At 67.0% G+C, this 22,595-nt stretch carries 18 protein-coding genes and 1 other RNA gene; 6 read left to right on the top strand and 13 right to left on the bottom strand.

From position 1 onward, the window contains the following. The 3 genes from CG716_RS22625 to CG716_RS22615 form a co-directional block, all read right to left on the bottom strand. Nucleotides 1–1,333, bottom strand: a 1,333-nt coding sequence (locus CG716_RS22625; RefSeq protein WP_420093217.1) for an alpha/beta hydrolase, incomplete at its 3' end; no start/stop codon positions are given. A 122-nt stretch (nucleotides 1,334–1,455) separates the two neighbouring features. Continuing rightward, complete coding sequence (locus CG716_RS22620; RefSeq protein ID WP_094483365.1) at nucleotides 1,456–3,000, bottom strand: alpha/beta hydrolase; 1,545 nt, start codon at nucleotides 2,998–3,000, stop codon at nucleotides 1,456–1,458. Nucleotides 3,001–3,058: 58 nt separating this feature from the next. Next, nucleotides 3,059–4,456 (bottom strand): WS/DGAT/MGAT family O-acyltransferase, encoded by a 1,398-nt coding sequence (locus CG716_RS22615; RefSeq protein ID WP_094483364.1) that lies wholly within the window; start codon nucleotides 4,454–4,456, stop codon nucleotides 3,059–3,061. A 173-nt stretch (nucleotides 4,457–4,629) separates the two neighbouring features. Here CG716_RS22615 and panB point away from each other — a divergent pair, with 173 nt between their 5' ends. Then, the gene (gene panB / locus CG716_RS22610) at nucleotides 4,630–5,472 is read left to right on the top strand and encodes a 3-methyl-2-oxobutanoate hydroxymethyltransferase (RefSeq protein WP_094483349.1); all 843 of its coding nucleotides are present in this window, start codon (nucleotides 4,630–4,632) and stop codon (nucleotides 5,470–5,472) included. Here panB and CG716_RS22605 read toward each other — a convergent pair. Then, the gene (locus tag CG716_RS22605; RefSeq protein WP_165774253.1) at nucleotides 5,469–6,251 is read right to left on the bottom strand and encodes an enoyl-CoA hydratase/isomerase family protein; all 783 of its coding nucleotides are present in this window, start codon (nucleotides 6,249–6,251) and stop codon (nucleotides 5,469–5,471) included. The genes panB and CG716_RS22605 overlap by 4 nt on opposite strands. Nucleotides 6,252–6,261: 10 nt before the next feature. Further along, nucleotides 6,262–6,891 (bottom strand): TetR/AcrR family transcriptional regulator, encoded by a 630-nt coding sequence (locus CG716_RS22600; protein WP_272938285.1) that lies wholly within the window; start codon nucleotides 6,889–6,891, stop codon nucleotides 6,262–6,264. A gap of 143 nt (nucleotides 6,892–7,034) precedes the next feature. On the opposite strand from CG716_RS22600, the gene CG716_RS22595 reads away from it, so the two are divergent. From CG716_RS22595 to CG716_RS22585, 3 genes are read left to right on the top strand one after another with little or no spacing between them, the layout of a single operon-like run. After that, entirely contained in the window at nucleotides 7,035–7,769 is a 735-nt protein-coding gene (locus tag CG716_RS22595) for a DUF1989 domain-containing protein (protein ID WP_094483346.1), read from the top strand. Next, nucleotides 7,751–8,407: an urea amidolyase associated protein UAAP2 gene (locus CG716_RS22590; protein ID WP_094483345.1), complete on the top strand. Its 657-nt coding sequence runs from the start codon at nucleotides 7,751–7,753 to the stop codon at nucleotides 8,405–8,407. The genes CG716_RS22595 and CG716_RS22590 overlap by 19 nt, the downstream gene beginning before the upstream one ends. Beyond that, nucleotides 8,404–10,404 (top strand): 5-oxoprolinase/urea amidolyase family protein, encoded by a 2,001-nt coding sequence (locus tag CG716_RS22585; protein WP_094483344.1) that lies wholly within the window; start codon nucleotides 8,404–8,406, stop codon nucleotides 10,402–10,404. The genes CG716_RS22590 and CG716_RS22585 overlap by 4 nt, the downstream gene beginning before the upstream one ends. A 6-nt stretch (nucleotides 10,405–10,410) precedes the next feature. Here CG716_RS22585 and CG716_RS22580 read toward each other — a convergent pair whose 3' ends face one another. Further along, nucleotides 10,411–11,745, bottom strand: a complete 1,335-nt coding sequence (locus CG716_RS22580; protein WP_094483343.1) for an NRAMP family divalent metal transporter — start codon at nucleotides 11,743–11,745, stop codon at nucleotides 10,411–10,413. Next, a complete protein-coding gene (locus tag CG716_RS22575) occupies nucleotides 11,742–13,106 on the bottom strand; it encodes a magnesium transporter MgtE N-terminal domain-containing protein (RefSeq protein WP_094483342.1) in 1,365 nt (454 codons plus the stop codon). The genes CG716_RS22580 and CG716_RS22575 overlap by 4 nt, the downstream gene beginning before the upstream one ends. Before the next feature lie 613 nt (nucleotides 13,107–13,719). On the opposite strand from CG716_RS22575, the gene CG716_RS22570 reads away from it, so the two are divergent. Further along, a complete protein-coding gene (locus CG716_RS22570) occupies nucleotides 13,720–15,231 on the top strand; it encodes a CYTH and CHAD domain-containing protein (RefSeq protein ID WP_094483341.1) in 1,512 nt (503 codons plus the stop codon). A gap of 283 nt (nucleotides 15,232–15,514) precedes the next feature. Here CG716_RS22570 and CG716_RS22565 read toward each other — a convergent pair whose 3' ends face one another. The 3 genes from CG716_RS22565 to CG716_RS22555 form a co-directional block, all read right to left on the bottom strand. Beyond that, the gene (locus CG716_RS22565; protein ID WP_094483340.1) at nucleotides 15,515–17,527 is read right to left on the bottom strand and encodes an Ig-like domain-containing protein; all 2,013 of its coding nucleotides are present in this window, start codon (nucleotides 17,525–17,527) and stop codon (nucleotides 15,515–15,517) included. Nucleotides 17,528–17,962: 435 nt separating this feature from the next. After that, nucleotides 17,963–18,355: RNase P RNA component class A (rnpB, locus tag CG716_RS22560), an RNA gene on the bottom strand. Between the two features lie 19 nt (nucleotides 18,356–18,374). Then, nucleotides 18,375–18,995 (bottom strand): class I SAM-dependent methyltransferase, encoded by a 621-nt coding sequence (locus CG716_RS22555; RefSeq protein WP_094483339.1) that lies wholly within the window; start codon nucleotides 18,993–18,995, stop codon nucleotides 18,375–18,377. A gap of 46 nt (nucleotides 18,996–19,041) precedes the next feature. Here CG716_RS22555 and CG716_RS22550 point away from each other — a divergent pair, with 46 nt between their 5' ends. Next, nucleotides 19,042–19,611, top strand: a complete 570-nt coding sequence (locus CG716_RS22550; RefSeq protein ID WP_094483338.1) for a type II toxin-antitoxin system RelB family anti-toxin — start codon at nucleotides 19,042–19,044, stop codon at nucleotides 19,609–19,611. A 2-nt stretch (nucleotides 19,612–19,613) separates the two neighbouring features. Here the strand turns inward: CG716_RS22550 and CG716_RS22545 are convergent, their stop codons facing one another. From CG716_RS22545 to CG716_RS22535, 3 genes are read right to left on the bottom strand one after another with little or no spacing between them, the layout of a single operon-like run. Beyond that, the gene (locus CG716_RS22545; RefSeq protein ID WP_094483337.1) at nucleotides 19,614–20,681 is read right to left on the bottom strand and encodes a bifunctional RNase H/acid phosphatase; all 1,068 of its coding nucleotides are present in this window, start codon (nucleotides 20,679–20,681) and stop codon (nucleotides 19,614–19,616) included. 2 nt (nucleotides 20,682–20,683) lie between these two features. Next, nucleotides 20,684–21,415 carry a zinc ribbon domain-containing protein gene (locus CG716_RS22540; RefSeq protein WP_094483336.1) on the bottom strand — a complete coding sequence of 244 codons (732 nt, stop codon included), beginning with the start codon at nucleotides 21,413–21,415 and terminating at the stop codon, nucleotides 20,684–20,686. After that, nucleotides 21,412–22,545 carry a Nif3-like dinuclear metal center hexameric protein gene (locus CG716_RS22535; protein ID WP_094483335.1) on the bottom strand — a complete coding sequence of 378 codons (1,134 nt, stop codon included), beginning with the start codon at nucleotides 22,543–22,545 and terminating at the stop codon, nucleotides 21,412–21,414. The genes CG716_RS22540 and CG716_RS22535 overlap by 4 nt, the downstream gene beginning before the upstream one ends. Nucleotides 22,546–22,595 lie beyond the last annotated feature (50 nt).

Below are 22,595 nucleotides of genomic sequence, written 5' to 3'. Positions count from 1 at the left end.
GGGCGGGGGCCGCGGGGTGCGGTGTCGACGTGGCCGGCACCGGCCAGAACGCGCACATGTCGCGCGGCGCGAATCCGGTGAACTGCCCGTAGGCCTGGAACGGCGCCAGTTCGCGGGTGCGCTTGTCGATGTCGGCCCACACCGCCGGGTCGGTGGGCGACGGCGAGTCGACGCAGCGGACGGCGTTGAACGCGTCCTGCCCGTTGCTGTAGTGCCCGTAGGGATTGCGGCCGTCGTACTCGTCGGCCAGCATCAGCAGGTCGCCGGCGTCAGTCTGGCGCGCCAAGCCGAGCAGGCCGCTGGTGAGGAACTTCCAATACTGGGGCGTGTACAGCGCGTTGAACGTGCCGGTGAGGGCATCTGAATAGCCGAGACCGCGCGGATCGGACGTCGGGCCGGGCTTGGTCACCAGCGGATCCACCAACTGATGGAAGCGGTCCACCCAGTGCGCAGGGTCGGTGCCCAGTGGGCAGCCTGCCGATTTCGCGCAGTCCGCGGCGTAGTCGTTGAACACCACCTGGAAGCCGGTCATCTGCTGGATCACCGAGTCCACCGTGTTCTGCGCGGGGTCGATCGCCCCGTCGAGCACCATCGCGCGAACCCGGTCCGGGAACTTCTCCAGATACGTGGTGCCCAGTTCGGTGCCGTAGCTGAACCCGAGGTAGTTGATCTTGTCGTCGCCGAGCACCTGGCGGACGGTGTCCATATCCCTTGCGGCCGAATCGGTTCCGACGCTGGCGAGAAAGGCAGTGCCCATCTTGTCCGCGCATTCCTTGGCGTAGTCGCGGTTGATCTGTTCGATCGCGGCCACCCCGGCAGGACTGTAGTCAACCATCGGGTTGCGCCGCCATGCGTCGAACTCGGCGTCGGTGCGGCAGCGGACCGCCGGCGTCGAGTAGCCCACGCCACGCGGGTCGAACGCGACGATGTCGAAGTGTTCGGCAATCGGACTCCCGGTCAGTGCATAGCCCATGCCCGCAGCGGCGTCCACCGCCGATGCGCCCGGGCCGCCGGGATTGACGAACAGGGCGCCGATGCGCTGGCCGCTAGCCGGGATCTTGATGACGGCCAACTGTGCTTGTGGCCCAGTGGGATCCGCGTCGCTGATCGGGACGGGCACGGTCGCGCACTGCGCGGTGGGAATGTCGTGGGCGCCGTCACCGAGGAAGCGTTGGCAACTCCCCCACGTGACCTGCGGCGCCGATGTCTGCCCGGGCCCAAGGCTGGGCGTGGCAACGGCGGGCGGGGCCGTGACACCGATGGCAAGGGAAAGGCAGATGGACCAAATTGACACGGCGGAGCCGGTTCGACTCGCGCGTCCCATGGCTGCAATGGTCGCATGGCCGCAGGGCCGACGCGGCGGCGAGGCGGTCACACTCCGATCTCGGATGCAGACCGCCTCGGTAACAGATGTTGACGCCAGCGTAGAAGTGTTGTGGCGCTGGGCATTTCGTGTCAGCAGGTGGCGCCGGCCGGGGGCAGCTTCAGATCGACGAGGTAGGCGGCCGCGTAATTGTCGACACACGTGTTGCCTTGGAACACGACAGTGTGCTGCGTTCCCTTGAACGTCAGCAGCGCTCCGCCGAGCTGTTTGGCCAGATCCACACCCGCCTGGTAAGGAGTGGCCGGATCGTTGGTCGTCGACACCACGAGCACCGGCGGCAGCCCCGTCGCGGAGATCGAGTGCGGGGTGCTGGTCGCGGGCACCGGCCAGAACGCGCACGTGCTCAACGGGGCGTGGCCGGTGAAGTCGCCGTAGCTCATGAACGGCGCGACCTCTCGCATTTTCTTGTCTTCCGCGATCACCTTGTCACGGTCGGTGATCGGCGGCTGGTCTACGCAGTTGACTGCGATCCGCGCATCGGTGGCGTTGGTGTAGTGGCCCTGCGAGTCGCGGCGCATGTACATATCGGCCAGCGCCAGCATGGTGTCGCCCCGGCCGTTGCTCATTTCGGTCAGGCCCTGCGTCAGATGCCGCCACAGGTTCGGCGAGTACAGCGCCATGATCGTGCCGATGATCGAGTCGCTGTAACCGAGGCCGCGCGGGTCCTGGGTCGGCAGCGGCTTGTCGACCAACGGGTCGACCAGACTGCGGTACACGTCGACGGCCTTGGCGGGGTCGGTGCCCAGCGGGCAGCTCGGGTCCTTGGCGCAGTCGGCTGCGTAATCGTTGAAGGCCTGCTGGAAGGCGGCGGCTTGGTCGATGTCCGCCTGGATCGGATCGGCGTTCGGATCAACGGCGCCGTCAAGGATCATCGCCCGCACCTTGTCCGGATAGGCCTCGGCGTAGGCCGAACCGATCCGGGTGCCGTAGGAGTAGCCGAGGTAGGTCAGCTTGTCGTCGCCGACCCCTGCCCGCAGCGCATCCAAGTCCTTGGCGACGTTGACGGTGCCCACGTTGGCCAGGAAGTCCTTACCCATCTTGTCCACACAGCGCTGGACGAAGGCCTTGGTCTCACCCTCGATGTGGGCAACGCCCTCCGGGCTGTAGTCCACCTGCGGGTCGGCCCGGATCCGGTCGTTGTCGGCATCGGAGTTGCACCACAGGGCCGGAGTGGAAGAACCAACCCCGCGCGGGTCGAAACCGACCATATCGAAGCTCTGCCGCACCGTTGCGGGCAAGTTCTCGACGACGCTGGTGGCCGCTTCGATCCCCGACTCGCCGGGGCCGCCGGGGTTGATGATCAGCGAGCCGATCTTCTGGCCGGTCGCCGGGAAGCGAATCAGCGCCAGCACGGCGACACCGCCATCCGGCTTCGAATAGTCGACCGGCACTGCGATCTTGCCGCACTCTGCGCCTGCCGGAATCGGCAGCGAATTACCACCGCCGCCGCCGGCGACCCGGCAGGGACCCCACTGCACCGGTTGCCCGATCTGGGGTCCGGAGATCACGGCCATTCCTCCCACCGTGGTGCTGCAGCCGGCGCTCACGACGAGTGCGGCCACGGCGGGGAGCACCACTGCAGTGCGGATAGCGCGTGGTCGGTGGAGGAGCCTCATGGCAAACATGCTGCCATGTTCGGCGGGGGTGCCTCGCGCACCGACCCGCCGGGGCCGGTCATTTGGTGGCGTCGAGCAGTTCCTTCATCCCCACCGCGAAGTCGTCGGCAAGATCCCAGAGGTCCGGCAACAGTTCCGGGCACGCGATCAGGCCCACGTCGAGTTTGCCGTTCAGTGACATCACGGTGATGTTGAGACCCGAGCCGTGGAAGATCGGGCCCAGCGGATACATCGCGGTCACCTCGGCGCCCAGGAAGTACAGCGGGATCTGCGGTCCGGGCACATTGGAGATCACCAGGTTGTGCACCGGCCGCGCCTCGGTCAGCCGGCTTCGGGCGTACACGCGCATGGCCACACCGAAGATGGCCGGGCCGGCGAATTGACTCCAGTCCTGCAGCAGGGTCGCCCCGATGGCTGAACTGTGTTCCTTGGCGGTGGTATTCGCCGCGGCGATGGCCTTGAGCCGTTCGCCCGGATCCTCGATCTGGGTCTCCAGCTTGGAGAACATGCCCGAGACCTGGTTGCGGCCGGGACGGTCGGAGCGGTCATGCACCGAGACCGGGACCATGGCCACCAACGACGACTCGGGCAGCTCGTCGCGGTCCAGCAGGTAATGCCGCAACACCCCGGCGACGAGGGCCATCACCACGTCGTTGACCTTGACCCCGAAGTGGTTCTTGACCGTCTTGATGTCCTCGAGGTCCAGCTGGGCGAACGCGACATTGCGGTGGGCGGTGATGCTGGCGTTGAACTTGGTCTGCGGCGCCGCGAACGGCGCGGCCATCGCCCGCCCGCCGATCGCGCGCTGCACGGTGTCGACGACGGTGGTCACCGTCGAGGGAATCACCTTGGTGGCCAGGTGCAACGGCCGGGTGGCGAACCGGCCCAGTCCGCCCAGCGCGATGCGCAGCTGATTGGTGGCGCCGAACTCGTCGTCGACCGGGTCCGGTGGCGGCGAGTCGGGTTCGGTGCTGCACAGCTGCGACATCAGGTTGGCGCCGGTCACCCCGTCGACGGCGGCGTGGTGGACCTTGGTGAGCACGGCCAGCTGTCCGCCGTTGCGGGCATCGGTGCCGCCGACGCCTTCGATGACCCAGGTCTCCCACAGCGGGTAGCGACGATCCAGTGGCAGCGAGGCCAGGTGACCGCAGATCTCGCCGAGCTCCGCGCGCCCGCCCGGCGCGGGTAGCCCGATGCGGTGCAGATGGCGGTCGATGTCGAAGTGCTCGTCTTCCACCCACACCGGATGGTCGAGGTTCAGGAAGCTGTTGGCGAGTCGTTCGCGGAAGCTCGGCATTGCCTTGACCCGCAAGGCCAGTGCGTCACGAAGTCGCTCGAAGGTGTAGCCGCCCGGGATCGTGGAGGCGTCGAGCTCCAGGACCGAACACACATGCAGTGGCTGCGAAGGTGTTTCGAGATAGAGAAAGCTGGCGTCGAGTCCACTGAGTCGCTGCAGGTGTTGCACCATGCCGCCGATGGTATGTCGGCGGCATGTCAGCCGGTGTGAGAAAGTCCACTTCACTGTTCGTTCACCTTTGCCAGCCGCGGTGGCACACTTGTACACGTCAGACGAACCCGGGGACCCGGATGGGCCACGAGGATCGACAGAGACGAAATCTAGGGACAAAGATGTCTGAGCAGACTGTCTATGGCGGCTGTACCACGCCCGCTGTTTCGCGCACCAAGGTTCGTACCCACCATCTGCTGAAGTGGAAGTCCGAAGGCCACAAGTGGGCCATGCTGACGGTCTACGACTACTCCACCGCCCGGGCCTTCGACGAGGCCGGGATTCCGGTTCTTCTGGTCGGCGATTCCGCCGCCAACGTCGTCTACGGCTACGACACCACCGTGCCGATCTCGGTCGACGAGCTGATCCCGCTGGTCCGCGGAGTGGTCCGCGGCGCCGAGCATGCGCTGGTCGTGGCCGACCTCCCGTTCGGCAGCTATGAAGAAAGCCCCCGCCAAGCCCTGCAGACGGCCACCCGCTTCATGAAGGAAACCGGCGCGCACGCCGTCAAACTCGAGGGCGGCGAGCGGGTCGCCGAGCAGATCGCGACACTGAGCTCCGCGGGCATCCCGGTGGTGGCTCACATCGGCTTCACCCCGCAGAGCGTCAACGGCCTTGGCGGGTTCCGCGTCCAGGGCCGCGGTGATGCTGCCGAGCAGACCATTCACGACGCAATCGCGGTCCAAGAGGCCGGCGCCATCGCCGTAGTGATGGAGATGGTGCCCGCCGAGTTGGCCACCCAGATCACCGGCAAGCTGACGATTCCGACCGTCGGTATCGGCGCCGGGCCCAATTGCGATGCCCAGGTGCTGGTCTGGCAGGACATGGCCGGGCTCACCAGTGGCAAGACCGCCAAGTTCGTCAAGCGATTCGGTGACGTCGGCGGCGAATTACGCCGTGCGGCAATGCAATACGCTGAAGAGGTGGCGACCGGCGCGTTCCCGGCCGAGGAGCACAGCTTCTAGGCGAACTTGGGCGTGCGCTTACCCAGGAACGCATCGATCCCTTCGCGTCCGTCGGCGCTGTCAGCGCACGCCGCGATGAGCCGGGCTTCCAGTTCCATCTGCTCTTCGAGCCCGCTGCCGAACGTGGCCAGCATCAGCTTCTTCACCGCACCGCTGGAACCCTTTGCCGCAGAAGCGATCTGTTCGGCCAGCTGCTGCGCTTTGGTCTCCAGCTCCGCGGCGGGCAGCACCTCGTTGACCAGTCCCCAGTCGGCGGCCTCGGCCGCCTTCAGGGTGCGGTTGGTCAGCATCAGTTCCTGGGTGCGGCGCACGCCGATGATCCGCGGAAGGAAGTACGACGAGCTCCCGTCCGGACTCAGCCCGGCCTTGGTGTAGGCCATGGTGAACGACGCGGTGTCGGCGGCCAGCACCAGATCACCCGCGACGGCCAGGCTGAAGCCGGCGCCGGCGGCCACCCCGTTGACCGCGGTGATCAGCACGGCATCCATCCGGGCCAGCGTCGAGATCGCCCGGTGCAGATCGTCGGCGATGCCTTTGACGAAGCGGCCCGGGCCCAGCGGCGACGCCGCCATCGCCTTGAGGTCTCCCCCGGCGCAGAAGAACCGGCCGGCTCCGGTGAGCACGACGGCCTTGACCTCTGCGACATCGCAGCGGGCCGCGACCTGCGCGAGCTCGCGCGTCATCACGTCGTTCATACCGTTGGCGGCGTCGGGTCGGTCCAGCACGATCCGTGCGATCGGGCCGGCCTGCTCGAAGGTCAAAGTCTGGTAGTCGCTCACGGCCGGAACGTTAGCAATGGCAGCCCAGGATCCGCAGGGCGGCATCGGCGATCACCGTCGGCGTCTCGGGTGTGCACTCCTCGTTGTCGGAGCGGCGGTTGATCACCGACTCCACGAGGCGGAACGGAAGGTCGTCGGCGTCGGGGATCCCGTCGCACTCCGCGATCACCTGAGCCGCCAGCTGGCGGTAGCGGCGGCGCAGCTCCTCGCGATTGGCCCGGAACTGCGCGAACCGGTCGGTGCGCAGCTCCGGAAGTAGATACAGCGCGCCGAGGTTCCAGCGACTGCCGCACAACTGCGAGCAGTCCGCGACCACCAGGGCGTGCAGCCTGCTCGTGGCCGGGCCCGGCTGGGCGAGCAGCTCCCCGGCGAACTGAAGGGCTTCGTCGACGGTTCCGGCCAACAACGCGTCGAGGATGTCGTCCTTGGTGGCGAAGTGGTGGTACAGCGAGGCCTGACGCATGCCGACCGCGTCGGCGATCCGGCGGGTCGAGGTTCCGGCGTACCCGATCGTGGTGAACAGCTCGGCGGCGGCATCCAGGATCTCCTCGCGCGCGGTGTTGCCCGGTCGACGGGATTGTTCGAGCCGAGGACGGCCACGCCCCTCATGGCCCGCGCTGCGCATAGGCCATTGTCGCATTCACGGCCAGCGCAAATACCTGTCATTTGATAGAAATACAGTCAACCCAGTCGTTACACCGGCGACACCCCATGGGAACGGCACCTGGGAAAACTTTCACTTGACAGTTAATCGGGCGTCGAAGCCCGGACAAGGAGTGACACATGACCACCGCGTCGACCGACGGCGCCCGCTCGCACGCGCGATCCCAGGCGAGCAGCGCGGCCTTGCGCGTGCCCATACTGCCCGAGGGCGTGGACGACTCACGGCTGGTCTGGGCCGAGGCCGTCCCGGCCGAGTCCTACGTCTCCCGGGTACTCGGGCGGGGCACCCGCCTGCGCCTGGCCGATCCCGACGGCGGCGCCTGCGCGCACCTGCTGCTGTTCCGGGCCGATGCGTCCTGGGAACGCCTCAATGTCGCCGACACCATGAAGGTGCCGTGGCAGGCCTACCTCGGGGTGGGTCATCCGCTGCTGTCCGATCAGGGGCGCCTGCTGGCGACCGTCGTCGCCGACAGCTCCGGCAGGCACGACCTGCTATGCGGTTTGCCGCCTGCCGCCCAGAGCACGATGCTGCTGGCAGTTGGCAAGCACGGCATGGATATTCGCGATGTCGCGCCGTCTGCGACCCTGTTCAAGGGTGTGCGCGTCGAGCACTCCGGCGCGCTGACCTTCACCGGCTCGGCGGGGCCGGGCGCGTTCGTCGACCTGCTGATCCACCTGCCGGTGGTCGTCGCGGTGGTCAACGCCGCACACCCGCTGGACCCCGAACCCGCCACAACCGGGCTGGACATCCTGGCCTGGCGCGCCGACGAAGAATTGAGCACACCGATCAACACCGATCCGGAATACTCCCGCGCCCTGTTCAACACCGAGGCGACATGGGCGGCGGCACAATGATTTCCGACGACATCGTCGAGGCACGCGCGCCGTGGTCGGCCATCCTGCGTGCCGGTCAGTCACTGCAGATCATTGACCTGCACGGCAACCAGGCGGTGGACACCCTGTTCTATGCCGTCACCGGCGACAGGGTTGATCCGGCCGGGCGCTACAGCGCACAGGTTACGGTTGCCGCGCAGCGCAACATCTTCCTGACGACGGGATCGGTGTTGCGTGCCGCCGACGGCAGGGCGCTGGTCACGATCGTCGCCGACGACGTCGGCAACCACGACACGCTGGCAGGCGCCTGCTCCAAGGAATCCAACACGCTGCGCTACGGCCACCACACCGTTCATCAGCACGCGTGCGCGGAGAACTTCCTCGCCGAAGCCGCCAAGTGGGGAATGAGCAAGCGCGACATCGTCTCCAACATCAACTTCTTCATGAACGTGCCGGTCGAGGCCGACGGCACGCTGGGCATTGTCGACGGGCTCTCGGCGCCCGGTAAATCGCTGACCGTGCGCGCCGACACCGACACCCTGGTGCTGGTATCCAACTGCCCGCAGATCAACAACCCGTGCAACGGATTCGACCCCACCCCGGTACGGATGGTGATCACCGCACCTCCGTCTGATGTCGCGAGCCCGGACGCTCCGTGACAACCATCGAGGTGATACGGCCGGGGATGCTGACCACCGTTCAGGACTGGCCCGGCCGTGTCGGCTACTGGCATGTCGGCGTGCCGCCATCGGGCCCGATGGACGACCTGTCCTTCCGCATCGGTAACCGGGTGCTGGGCAACTCCGAGGGAGCTGCCGGTCTGGAATGCACGAAAGCCGGTCCGGCACTGCGCTTTCCCGACAGTGCTCGGGTCTGCGTCGCCGGCGCGGCCGCCCCGGTCACCCTGGACGGCACACCGGTGCCGATGTGGCAGTCAGTCACGGTCCCCGCCGGTGGCGTGCTGGACGTCGGCATGGTCCCCGGACCGGGTATGCGCTGCTACGTGCTGATCGCGGGCGGTCTGCAAGAGCTCGAATATCTAGGGAGCGCAGCGACGTTCACCCTGGGCTGCTTCGGCGGTCACGACGGGCGCCCGCTGCGTGACGGTGATGTCCTCGCCGTGGGCGTGGATCCTGGCCCGGCCTCGGCCCGGCCGGCCCGCGCCACCATCGAGGAACAGCCGGCGATCGGCCACCGCTGGCAGGTCGCGGTCACCGAGGGCCCGCACGCCGCACCGGAATTCTTCACCCGCGCCGACATCGAGACCATCATCGGCACGGACTACATCGTGCACTTCAACTCCGATCGCACCGGCGTGCGACTGATGGGCCCCAAGCCGCAATGGGCCCGCACCGACGGCGGCGAGGCCGGCCTGCATCCGTCGAACATTCACGACAACGCTTACTGCGTAGGAACTTTGGACTTCACCGGCGACACCCCGATCCTGCTGGGTCCCGACGGACCGAGCCTGGGCGGATTCGTCTGCCCGGTCACCGTGGTGCGCGGCGACCGCTGGAAGCTCGGGCAGATGGCGCCCGGCGACACCGTGCGATTCGTGCCGGTACGCGCCGACCGCGCCCCGTCACTCGGCAGCATCGACGCCACCCGGCGGGCCTCGATGCCGTTGGTGATCTCGACCTCCAGTGATGCCGACGACGGTGTGCTGACCCGATTCGTGGGTGCCGAGGGCACCGACGTGACGGTGCGCCGCGCCGGCGACGGTGGCGTCCTCGTCGAATACGGCCCCATGGTGCTGGACCTGGCGATGCGCGCCCGGGTCCATGTCCTCTACGAATCTCTCTCGGCCAGCGCGGTTCCCGGCGTGACCGAACTGACCCCCGGCGTGCGCTCACTGCAGGTGCAGTTTGATCCCGCCGTCGTGACCACAGCCGAGTTGGTGGACATGCTGGCCCGCACCGAGGAGTCGCTACCGGCCACCGATCAACTCGTGGTGCCCAGCCGCACCGTGCGCCTGCCGCTGTCCTGGGACGATCCGGCCACCCACGAAGCGATCCAGCGCTACATCCACGGGGTTCGCGCCGACGCCCCGTGGTGCCCGTGGAACATCGAATTCATCCGGCGGATCAACGGTTTGACCGATGTCGAGCAGGTGCAGAACATTGTCTTCGACGCGCAATACCTGGTGTTGGGGCTCGGCGACGTGTACCTCGGCGCACCGGTGGCCACTCCCCTCGACCCTCGCCACCGGCTGGTGACCACCAAGTACAACCCGGCGCGCACGTGGACACCGGAGAACGCCGTCGGGATCGGCGGCGCCTATCTGTGCATCTACGGTATGGAGGGGCCGGGCGGCTACCAGTTCGTCGGGCGCACCACACAGGTGTGGAACCACCGGCACCCCTGCGACTCCCGCTCTTTCGAGCCTGGAACCCCGTGGCTGCTGCGCTACTTCGACCGGATCGGCTTCTATCCGGTGAGCGCCGAGGAACTGCTGGATCTGCGTGCCGACATGGCCGCCGGTCGCGGCGACGTCGACATCACCGACGGCGACTTCTCGATGGCCGGCTACGAACAGTTCCTGGTCCAGAATGCCGACGGCATCGCCGAATTCCGTGCCCAGCAGGCCGCGGCGTTCGCCGCCGAGCGCCGCGCATGGGACCAGGCCGGCGAGTTCGCCGGTCAGTTGGCCAGCTGAGCGAGATCAGGGCAGGCCGAACCAGCCCAGCACGGTCCAGACGAGCAGCAGCAGGGACATGGCGCTGACGGCGACCACCGCAACCGTGGCAACGACCCGGAATACCGGCTTGTTGACCGCGTCACCGAGCACCGAGCGCCGATTGGTCAGCACCAGGATATAGACCAGCACGACTGGGGTGATGATTCCCTGCAGCACCTGGGTCCCGATGAGCAGGCTGATCAGGTTCACCGGCGTCAGCGCGATCGCCGCACCCAACAAAATCTGAAAGGTGAACAGTCCCAGGAACAGTGGCGCTTCGGTGAAACGCCGCGACACCGAGCGTTCGACTCCGACGGCTTCACTGATGGCGTAGCTACTCGACAACGGCACCACTGCCCCGGCCAGCGCACTGGCGCCCAGAAGGCCGATGGCGAACAGAGCCACTGCGCCGTTGCCCGCCACCGGGCGCAACGCTTCGGCGGCTTCCTGGGCCGAATCCAGCGGTCCGCGTCCACCGATGGTGGCACCGGTGGCGATGATGATCGTGATGGAGATGATGCAGGCGAACACCGCGCCGGAGACCGCATCAACGCGTGCGGAGCGGAAGTTGTCCGGTCCGATACCGCGGTCCACCACACCTGCAGCGGCGTAGAACTGCATGTACGGCGAGACAGTGGTGCCGATCAGAGCGACCCCCAACAGCAGGAAGTCGCTGGACATCTCGAAATGTGGAACGACGAGGCTCGTCGCGACATCGCTCCAATTCGGGTGCGCAAGAATAGCTGCCACCGGATAGGCGAAGAACGCCAGGGAAAGGACAAGGAAGATCCGCTCGGCATATCGGTACGAACCGAAGAGCACCAGTCCCCAGATGAGCACCGCGGCAACCGGAACGACCCAATAGCGGCTCACGCCCACGAGTTCGAAGGCCGCACCGATTCCGGCGAATTCACTGACCACAAGGCCGGTGTTGGCCAGCAGGATGCAGAAGAGCGCTACCGCGGTCAGCCGCAACGAGAACTGTTCGCGGATCAGCGCCGCGATGCCCTTGCCGGTGAACGTGCCCAGTCGCACCGACATTTCCTGCACCAACACCAAGGCCACCGTCACCAGGACCATGAAAAACAATGTGCGATAGACGTATTGCGAGCCTGCACTGGAGTACGTCGCGATCCCGGCGGCGTCGTTTCCGGCATTCGCCGCAATCAGACCGGGCCCCGCGATCGCCAGGTAGCCCAGCGTCCTGGCTCCCCCGGGCAGACGGGAGATGAGGCTCGTGCCGCGCTGTCGCCAACCACCTTCGGCGCCGGTGGCCGGTGGCAGGGGCACGGCGACCGCCTCGGTGTCCTTGGCAGTCATGACAACAACCGCGGGAAGTGGAACCGGCCGCGTTCGGGTAGCAGCGCGTCCAGTACGTCGTCGGCCAGGATCCGTCCGATCGGGCGCTCATCGTCATCGACGACCAACAGCGATGCGCGTCGGGTTTTCACCAATTGCTGGGCGACTTCGCCGACGTTCGCGTCCGCGGAGACCGTCAGCGGCGGCGGGTGACCTTCGGCGTCTAGGACCTGGGCAATCGTTTTGTCGTCGGGATAGGCGATCAAATCGAACAGCGGAAGGTCAGCGACCAGGAAGCCATCGGTGTCGTAGATCAGGACTCCGTCGATCTCGGCACGGTGCTCACGGTGCCCGGCGACGATTCGTTCCACCTCGCCGATGGTGTTGCTGACCGACGCGCGCGCCAGGACGCTTGTCATGAATCCGCCCGCGGTGTCCTCCGGGTACGTCAGCAGCGCGGTCAATTCCTGCGCCGCCTCCTCGGGCATGCGGTCCAGGATCTCTTCACGCTCACCGCTGGACAGATCTCGCAACGCATCGACGGCTTCGTCGGGCTCCATCGCGGCCACCAGAACGGCAGCCTGCTCGCGCGGGGCTTCTCGCAGTAGCGCTTCCAGTTCCTCGGGGTCCATCTCTTCCAGTGCATCAGCGGCAGCGTCGGGACCCAGACGATCCAGCAGCTGCTGCCGCGCCGGCCGGGCAAGGTCCTCGAGCAGATCGGCCAGGTCTGCCGGGGCAAGGCGGCGCAGTTGTTCGTCCGTGGTGCGCAGATGCACCGCTGCCGGCGAAGCGGTCACCTCGCCGAACGGCGCCACCGCCGCCCAGTCGATGACTCGCTCCGGCGTCGGCAGGCCCCGCCAGACCCGCGGCCCCAGGCGACGCACCAGGGACGCGAAGCTGACGTCCAAGCCCACCAGCCGGAACTGGTCGCCCATCCGAGCGAGATACAGATCGGCTGCGCGCAGGACCTGACGGCCCTCCAAATCGATGAGCTGATGATCGAGAACGTCTTCGGCCAACAGCACCTCACCGGGGCGCCGGGAAAAGTCACGCAGATCCATCCGCGCGGTGCGCAACCGCACGGCGCGCGGGGTGATCTCACCTATCGCATCCGCGGGCAGGAAACTGCGCCGCGACCCCACCCGGATCAACAAACCCGTCAGCGGCGGATAGTCGTCCTCGGGCTGCATGCGCGCGATCAGGTCGACAACGGCGCCGACCCGCTGCCCGGACTGGTTGGACACCCGCGCCCTCATCAAACCGGCGACCGACACCAAGGACTGCTGCACGCCCCGGCGTTTCGACAACCGTTCTGCGCGCACAGCCCCCCGCCTGCGCAACCCGTTTACCGGGCCGTTCAAAGCCCCTACCGCATCGGACATCTCGACCTCCTGCTGACAGAGCGCCGAGCCGGCACGGTCAGCCCGGCTACCGGAAGACGAGCCTCGACGGCAGCCATGGACGCTCGTGCATGGCAACGGCGAACTTCAAGAAAGACACACCGGAATACGTGGACAGCTGGGCACAGGGCCCGTGGTCAGCGACGGTTGGTACTTGGAGGTTCACCAAGCATCGGTGATCACCTCCCAGAGTCACAGCGCGGTCAGAACGACGCCCGAATAGTACCCAACGGCCACGTGCCCGCGCCGGAAATAACAGGCAGCTCACAGGCTCAGCGGCAAAGCCGTTGGCGGCGAATGATTTCCAACGGGCCCGTTCGCCGCTCAGTTGGCCGGTTGACGGCGCGGCCGGGTCCCGACCTTGAGCACCGCCGTGCGGCTGGGACAGCACGACGTCGAGATCCTGACCGAACATGGTGGCGACCGTGACCGTCATGTCATCGCCGTACGAGCGGCCACCGGGGTCGCGTTTCTCCGATCCTGCCCGATCAGTTCTGCCACGACGCTCCACCCAGGTGGAGCGTCGTGTTCACTTGGATATGACACCCTGTTTGGCACCGCATACAGCTGATGATCGTCGCGAGCGAAGGTGAAAATGGGTTCTGGCAACCGCCACGTCGAGGTGGAGAAGAAGTTCGACGTTCCCGGGGGCACGGTGTTCCCGTCCTTCGACGGACTGACCACGGTGGCCCGGTCCGAGCGGCAACCTGCACAGTCGCTGGACGCGGTGTACTTCGACACACCTGGACGCGACCTGGCCTTGAACCGGATCACGCTTCGCCGTCGCACGGGTGGGCCTGACGCGGGCTGGCATCTGAAGCTGCCCGCGGGGCCTGACGCGCGGACCGAAGTCCACGCGCCCCTGGATACCTCCGCCGACGCCACCGACGCGGCGGTGCCCGAGGAGCTGCTCGACATCGTGCTGGCGATCGTGCGGGACCGCCCGCTGGCGCCCGTGGCGCGGATCGCGACGACCCGCAATGTGGTGATGATCTACGGCAGCGACGGAGCGCCGCTCGCCGAGTTCTGCGACGACGAGGTCACCGCGTGGGCTCTCGGGGCCGGCGACGGCGAGGCCGGCGAGGAACAGCGCTGGCACGAGTGGGAGCTGGAACTGGCCGACGGCGAGCTCGACGGCGGCAGGGACCTGCTCAAGCGGCTCGGCAACCGGCTTCTGGACGCCGGTGCGGTGCCCGCCGGCCACGGATCCAAGCTGGCGAAGGTCCTCGACACCGCGGGCTCGATTCCCGAGGCACCCGACGAGCCCGAGTCGTCGGACCCGGTGCACCGGGCGGTCGCCGAGCAGGTCGACGAGCTGCTGGTCTGGGACCGCGCCGTGCGGGCCGACGCCTATGACTCGGTCCACCAGATGCGGGTGACTACACGCAAGATCCGCAGCCTGCTGCAAGCCTCCGAGGATTCGTTCGGGCTGACCGACGACGCGTGGATCCTCGACGAGTTGCGTCAGCTGGCCGGTGTGCTGGGCGTGGCGCGCGATGCCGAGGTGCTCGCCGAACGTTACGAGGCCGCCCTGAAATCCTTGCCGCCCGAGCTGATCCGCGGTCCGGTCTACGAGCGGCTGGTCGAGGGGGCGCAGCGCAATTACCAGTCGGGCCTGCGGCGATCGCTGCTCGCAATGCGCTCGCCCCGCTACTTCCGTCTACTGGACGCGCTGGAGGGATTGGTGGCCGCGCAGCCACCGGAGGCCGCCCCTGGTGAAGAGCCGAAGCCTGTGAGCATCGACTCGGCCTATAAGCGGGTGGCCAAGGCTGCCAAGAACGCCGCGGAGGCCACCGAGGACCGCGACGAAGCGCTGCACCGAATCCGCAAGGGCGCCAAGCGCCTTCGCTATGTGGCGGCCGCCACCGGTGAGCCCAAGGTGTCAGATCGGGCCAAGATCATCCAGACCGTGCTCGGCGACCACCAGGACAGTGTGGTCAGCCGCACGCACCTTGCTCAGCAGTCTCTGGTTGCGTACGCCGCCGGCGAGGACACGTTCACCTACGGCCTGCTCTATCAGCAAGAGGACGACCTGGCCAACCGGTGTCGCGACCAACTCGACGATGCGCTGAGCGCGCTGCGGAAGGCGTTCAAACAGGCGCACTAGCGTGGCGGGGCGAACGAGTTGGCCGGTAAGCCGGAGATTGTTATCTGGCGTTTGGATGTGCGAGCTGCGTCGGCTGGCAAACAAAGGTGCACGTCAGATAGATGGTTAAGGCAACGGAGTCGATTGTCGCGTCGACGTGGATTCGGGGTCGCTGGCGGCCGGGGCGTGAGATGGCGGAGGGTGCGGATAGTAGCGGCGTCGGCCGACAGAATGACGCATCTCCGGATGGCTAATCGCGCCTTGACGCCCACCCGGTTTCAAGTGCTAGCAGAATGCGATCACCTCAGACGCGTGCGGCCGCGGCTGAGGAGCCTGTTCGGGCCGCCGCGCTGCTCGGGATTTTAGTGAAGGTCACCGTCCAGGTGTTACCAATGTTCCCGGTCAACGTTTGTGCGTCGCTGCTGAGGCTCAGCGTCAGGCTGGTCTGGGAGGCGAGCGCGCAGGTGCTGGTGTCAAATAGGCTGTGCTGCCCGCCATAGGTACCGGGCCCGGTTTGCGTGAAGGTCGCCACATTGGTGCCGACCGGCACAACGCAGGAACCGCCTATGACCGATCCTGCGGCCAACACTGTTTCAGTGTAGGAACCGCCCGCCAGGGTCATCGTGACCGTCCCCGGCGAGCCGTAGGTCACGTTCCAATTCCCGATAATCGGGTCCGGGCTGACCGGGACGGTGATCGTTTCGGTGCCGCTGTTCAGGCCGCTGTCGGCGGTCACGGTGAACGTATCGGTGGTGGGGGTGGTGACGGCGGTGACGCGGGCGGCCTCGTTAGGGGTGTAGGTGAACGCGCCAGTGGTGCTGTCAACTGTGACGGTGCCCTGGGTCGGGGCGGTTGTGAGGCTGTAGGTGAGTGCGCCGGTCGCGTTCGGGGCCACCGGGACGGTCACGACTTCGCCAGCCTGATGCACGTTGTTGTCGGCAGTGACGGTGAAGGTATCGGTGGTGGTCTGGGCGGCGTTGGTGGTAAACACCGCGGTACCGGTCACTACCCCGGTGACTGGGTCGGCGATGCCGACGGTCGGGGTGCCGGGCACCGGCGTGCCTGCGGTACCTGCAGGGGGTGTATAGGTGAACGCGCCCGTGGCGGTGTCGAATTGGGTGATTGATCCCTGGGTGGGATTGGTGGTCACGCTGTAAGTCAGCTGGCCGCCGGAGGGGTCGGTGAACACCGCGGTTCCGGTCACCGCCCCAGTGGTCGGGTCGGGGGTACCAACAGCCGGGGTGCCGGCCCGGGGGGTTCCCGGGTCCACAGGGACATCGACGGTCTCGTCGGCGGTTTCCCCGGTTTTGAGGTTGGTGGCGGTCACGGTGAAGGTGTCAGTGCCGTCTTCGCCCTCTACTTCGGCGGCCTGTTGGGCGGCCGGCGTCGGGGTGTAGGTGAATACGCCGGCATCATTGACTGTCGCGGTTCCTTGGGTGGGGGCATCTGATACGACGAAGAAGAGGTCCTTGGTGGGTTCGGAGAACACCACGTAGCCCGTCACCACCCCATTGGCGTCTGGAATGCCTACCCCAGGTGTATCGGGCGCTAACCCGAACGATCCAGGATCTACCAGATGCGCCACCCCCGTCACGAGCGCATCTCCGATGTGGCTGCCAACGTTGATGAAAAACAGGTTCGTACTGACCGCAGCACCGAAAGACCAGCCTGCGAGGCCGCCGACTGTGCCGTATGCGTCGTCGATAAAGGTAGCCACGCCAGGACTCAGGTAGCCGACTTTAACGAGTTGAGAGGTGTCGTAGTCGGCGAGGTCGTACATGGCCTTGGCGCCCGAGTAGCCCCAGACGGCCGGAGCCAGGCCCCCGGCGATCTCTAATTCGTCTTGGAACTGGCCGAGTTCCGTTGTCTCTGTCTTCAATTCGTCGATCTCGCCTGGCACCGCGGCCAACGAGAACACGCTGCCCAGTGCCCCGACTGCCTTGAACGAGTCACTGGCAAGAGTGCCGGCGCCGTCCCACACTTTTAGGACGTTTGCGTTGGTGATCCCGGCGCGGATTTCATTGAGGCCGGTCCCAATGCCGTTGGCCCAGCCGCCGACGACGTTCTGCACGTCCTCGGGGACGTACTCGTCATAGGCGTGGATGATTTCGCCCGCTGTGCCGAGGGCGGACGCCAGCTTTTGACCAGCTGAAGTAACCGCCTCTCGATACTGAGCCGTGCCGGGGTCAGTAGTGGCGGCCGCCTTTGGGCCTGTGAGGACGAGGGATGCCACGACCGCCGCCAGCGCGCCCTGCTGAGAATTGGGCGCCGAAGTGCTTCGAATCGCGGTCGCGGTCGGCGCCGTGGCGAGACTCAAATTCGATAATTTCGGCGCTCCCGGCTGCTTGCCTGACTCATTGGCTGCTGACTCAGCGGATGGCGAGGAGTTCTTATGGCCGAATGTTGACGAAGAAGGGGAATGGCCTACATCAGCTTGGGCCGTCGCTGCTCCGCTAGCCAAAGCTGCACCAACGCCAAGTGTGATAGCGCCTGCCCCCAACCAGGCATACGGCTCGCGCCGCCGGCGACGGCTCGTCGTCTTGCCTCGTGACGCTGCGACGCTGCGATCCCGACGAGCCATGTCGTACCCCCTGGGGCCAAATTTGCGGCTGCGTCAAATCGCACACGATAAAAGACCGGTTTGCATAGGACCGCACGAAAATTAGCAGGAGACCCACAGGTGTAACTCTTTACGCAGCCCAATAATGATCTTGATGCTGGATTCAGATTTGCTGTGGTGGTCAGGTCAGCGCGAACGAGTTGGCCTGTAAGCCGGATTCTGTCCCGCCCTGCCCCGGTTGACCGTGGCAGGGCGGCGGCGACCATCCATCTGGGCACACCGTCGCCGGGTGCCTCGAGCGGCCTACCCGCAGGCTCGGGCGAGCAGCCCTCGGACGCCTGCGCAGCCGCACCAGGTGCGGCCTCTTGGCCTTGCTTCGGGTGGGGTTTACCAAGCCATTCCGGTCACCCGGAATGCTGGTGCGCTCTTACCGCACCGTTTCACCCTTACCGCCCTTGCGGGCGGCGGTCTGTTTTCTGTGGCACTGTCCCGCGAGTCACCTCGGATTGCCGTTAGCAATCACCCTGCTCTGTGAAGTCCGGACTTTCCTCGACTCAAAGGAGCCGCAGCCGCCCGGCCAACTCGTTCGCCTGAACAAAGTAGCTTATTTGCGTCGCAGCTGGATGACGTTGTCGGCGATGGTGGCCTGTTGGCCATCGGGACCGACGGCGTCGCGCTCGACAGGGCCGAGCCGCACCGTCTCCCATTGGGTGTCGTCGAGAGCCAGGTCGGCCAGCACCTCGTCGGCGGGCGGGAACTCATGGTGGTGAACCTCTTCGGGCGCCCAGGCCGGGGCGCTGCCGTGGTCGACGATCAGCAGTGTCCCGCCAGGTGTCACGGTGGCGGCGGCCCGGCGCAGGATCGCGAGTCGGTCCATCTCGACAGTGGTGTGAAAGAAGTGCGCCGACACCAGATCGAACGGCCCGTCGGGCAGCGTCTTGGTCAGGTCGTGTTGCTGGAAGTCGATGTGCGCCAACACTCCTCGCGCTTCGGCGTCTTCGGCAGCGCGCGCCAGCGCGGTGGTCGACACATCGACGGCAACGACCTGCCAGCCGTGCTCGGCGAGCCACATGGCGTCGCCGCCCTCACCGCAGCCCAAGTCCAGAGCGCGCGAGCCGGTCAGCCCGCCGACGATCTCGGCGAGCCTGGCGTTGGGGCGACCACTCCAGATTCGAGCCTTCTCCGCGTAGCGCGCTTCCCAGTGGGCGTGGTGATCGGTTTCCATCCCTCGAGCTTGCCGACGCCCGGCCATACTGGCAACATTTTTTGCCATGCAGGCAAATGAGGATGTCGATCTGCGGGTGCGACGGCGATTGCGCGAGCTGCGCGGGCGACTCGGGCTGACGCTCGAGGACGTCGCGACCCGGGCCGGCATCGACGTCTCCACGCTGAGCAGGCTGGAATCGGGCAAGCGTCGTCTTGCCCTGGACCACCTGCCCAGACTGGCCGCGGCACTGTCGGTCAGCACCGACGAGCTGCTCGGCGCAACCCCGACCATCGACCCACGGGTGCATGCCGCCTCGCACACCAAGCACCTGATCACGTTCTGGCCGCTGACCCGCCAAGGCGGCGCGGGCGGGCTGCAGGCCTTCAAGATCCGGATCAGTGCGCGGCGGCGCACCCCACCCGACGAATTGCCGACCCACGAAGGTCAGGAGTGGCTGTACGTGCTCTCCGGCCGCCTGCAACTGATTTTGGCGGACCAGCACTACGTCATCGAACCCGGTGAAGCCGTGGAGTTCAGCACCTGGACACCGCACTGGTTCGGCGCCGTCGACGGCCCGGTCGAAGCCATCACCCTGTTCGGCCCGCACGGCGAGCGCGTGCACCTGAAGCCGTAGCGCTACCCGAGATACGACGTCTGATTCACCAGCCGCACCGAGGCATTGCCGTCGGGATAGAACTCGGCGATGCTCAGCGACGCCAAATCCAGGTGCAGCCGGTGCAGGATGCTGGTGCCAGCGTCCAGCGCGAGCCGCAGCAGCGTCTTGATAGGCGTGACGTGCGAGACCACCAGCACGGTGTTGCCCGGATGCTCGGCGATGATCCGCGCCCGCAGCCGCTGCACCCTGTCTTGGACGTCGTCGAAACTCTCCCCGCCCGGTGGGCGCAGGCTGGTGTCCCGCAGCCAGTTGCCGTGCAGCTCCGGATCGCGCTCGCGGGCCTCGGCGAAGGTCAACCCTTCCCAGGCACCGAAATCCGTTTCGATCAGCTCGTCGTCGACTGTCACATCCAGGCCGAGCGCCTTGGCCGCGGCCGACGCGGTGTCATGTGCCCGCCGCAGTGGCGAGGTGATCACCGCGTCGATGCCACCCAGCTGGGCCAGGTAGCGCGCGGCAGCGTCGGCCTGGCTGCGGCCGGTGTCGGTCAGTTCGGGGTTGCCACGGCCGGAATAGCGGCGCTGGCGGGAGAATTCGGTCTGTCCGTGACGCAGCAGCAGCAGGCGGGTCGGTGCGCCCTGGTTGCCGGTCCAGACCGCGGGCGGAACCGCAACCGCCTCACCCGGCTTCGCGGCGGCATCCATGGCCTCGTTGGCCAGCCGGTCGGCATATGCGTTCCGCTCGCGCGGAATCCACTCATAGGTCACCGAGTCGAACGTCGATGCCAGCGCACGCGCCTGCTGTTGCAGCTCGGCCATCGCGGGATGCTTGACCTTCCAACGGCCGGCCATCTGTTCCACCACGAGCTTCGAATCCATCGACACGCCAACCTCATTGGCACCGACGCGGCGGGCCTGCTCCAGCCCCGCGATCAGTCCCCGGTATTCGGCGACATTATTGGTGGCAACCCCGATAGCCTGGCCCTGCTCGGCCAGCACCGTCTGGTGATCGGCCGACCAGACCACACAGCCGTAGCCAGCCGGGCCCGGGTTGCCCCGCGATCCCCCGTCAGCCTCGACGAGTACTTTCACGACTACGCCCCGCCGAGGCGCAACAGGATCGCCTGGCACTCGGGGCAGCGAACCACCTCGTCCTCGGGTGCGGCCGAAATCCGGGCCAGCTCACCGCGATCGAGCTCGATGCGGCAGGCACCGCAGCGCCGGCCCAGCAGTCGCGCCGCGCCTACGCCCGACGAGGCGCGCTGCCGCTCGTAAAGCTGCACCAACACGGAATCCAGCCCGGCCACGATCGCCTCTCGCCGGGCGGCGTGTTGGCCGCGCAACTTCTCGATCTCCTCCTGCGCCGCATCGCGATTGTGCCCCGCCGTCGTCAGATCGGCATGTAGCCCTTCAAGTTTCGTACGTTCTGCAGACTGGTCGCTGCTCAGTTGTTCAAGACGTTCCATCACTTCGAGCAGCGAGTCCTCCAGGCTGGACTGCCTGCGCTCCAGGGTCTCCAGTTCGTGCTGAAGCTCCTCGAGCTGTTTGGGGTTGACGGTGCCGGAGTCGAGCAGTTTGCGGTCCCGGTCCTCGCGTTGACGCACACCGTCGATCTCGCTCTCGAACCGCGCCACCTGCGCGTCGACATCCTCGAGTGCGATGGCCAACGCAGCCAGGCGGTCGCCCGCCTCGCGATGGTCGGCCTGCGCCGCGATAAGACTCTGTTGCTCGGGCAGGTTGGCCGCGCGATGGGCCAGCCGGGCCAGCTCGGCGTCCAGCTCGGCCAGCTCCAGGAGCGAACGTTGCTGTGCCAGTTCAGCTTTCACGGCATACCTTTCGAAAGTTCGATATTCCACGGGTCGGTGCGCCGCTCACACACGGTGACCGGCAGCGCCCCGCCGAAGTGATTCCGTAGCAGCGTGGCGGCTTGGGTGCACCACGGATACTCGCTGGCCCAGTGTGCGACGTCGATCAGGGCGACGCCGCTGGCCCGCCGGTGCTCGTCGGCAGGGTGGTGACGCAGGTCGGCGGTCAGGTAGGCATCCACACCCGCAGCGGCAGCCGCGCCGAGCAGCGAATCGCCCGCGCCGCCGCACACCGCGACTCGCGACACCGGAGCGTCCGGGTCGCCCGCCGCGCGCACACCCCAGGTGGTCTGCGGCAGCACTGCGTTGACCCGGGCCACGAAGTCGACGAACGGCAGCGGTTCGGGCAATGATCCGATCCGTCCGATCCCCACGCCGTCGGGCGGTGATGCCAGCGACACCACATCGAACGCCGGTTCCTCGTAGGGATGGGCGGCGCGAATGGCCGCGAGCACCTGGCCGCGCAGCCGGGCCGGCGCCACCACCTCGACGCGGTCCTCGCTGACCCGCTCGATCGCCCCGACCGTCCCGATCGCCGGTGACGCGCCGTCGAGTGGCAGGAACTGTCCAGTGCCCGCGACGCTCCAGCTGCAGTGCGAGTAATCGCCGATGTGGCCCGCGCCGGCGGCGAACACCGCCGCGCGGACGGCCTCGGCGTCGGCGGCCGGGACGAAGATCACCCATTTGTCGGTGTCCTGGCGGGCGGCGATCGGGTCGAGCACGGCCTCGACCGTCAGGCCCAGCACCTCGGCCAGGGCGTCGGATACGCCGGGGTTGGCCGAGTCGGCGTTGGTGTGGGCGGTGAACAGCGCCGCACCGGCCCGAATGAGCTGGTGGATCAACCCGCCCTTCGGGGTGCTGACCGCCACGGTGTCCACCCCGCGCAACAGCAGCGGGTGGTGCGCCAGCAGCAGCCCGCGCGGGCCGACAGTAGCGGCGACGTCGGCGGTGGCGTCGACGGCCACGGTCACCGATTCGACCGCCTCGTCCGGATCGCCGCACACCAGGCCGACCGAGTCCCAGCTCTGCGCCAGACCGGGCGGGTAGGCGGCATCGAGCACGGCGATGACGTCAGCCAGTTTCACGCTCATCGCCCTCTGCACTCCGCGCAAGCGCTCATCGCCGCACCACCATCCACCAC

Origin of the sequence: Mycolicibacterium sphagni, from assembly GCF_002250655.1 — a bacterium.
Taxonomy (GTDB): domain Bacteria; phylum Actinomycetota; class Actinomycetes; order Mycobacteriales; family Mycobacteriaceae; genus Mycobacterium; species Mycobacterium sphagni.
The sequence above is the reverse complement of the archived record's forward strand: the minus strand, read 5'-3'. Positions and strand labels throughout refer to the sequence as shown.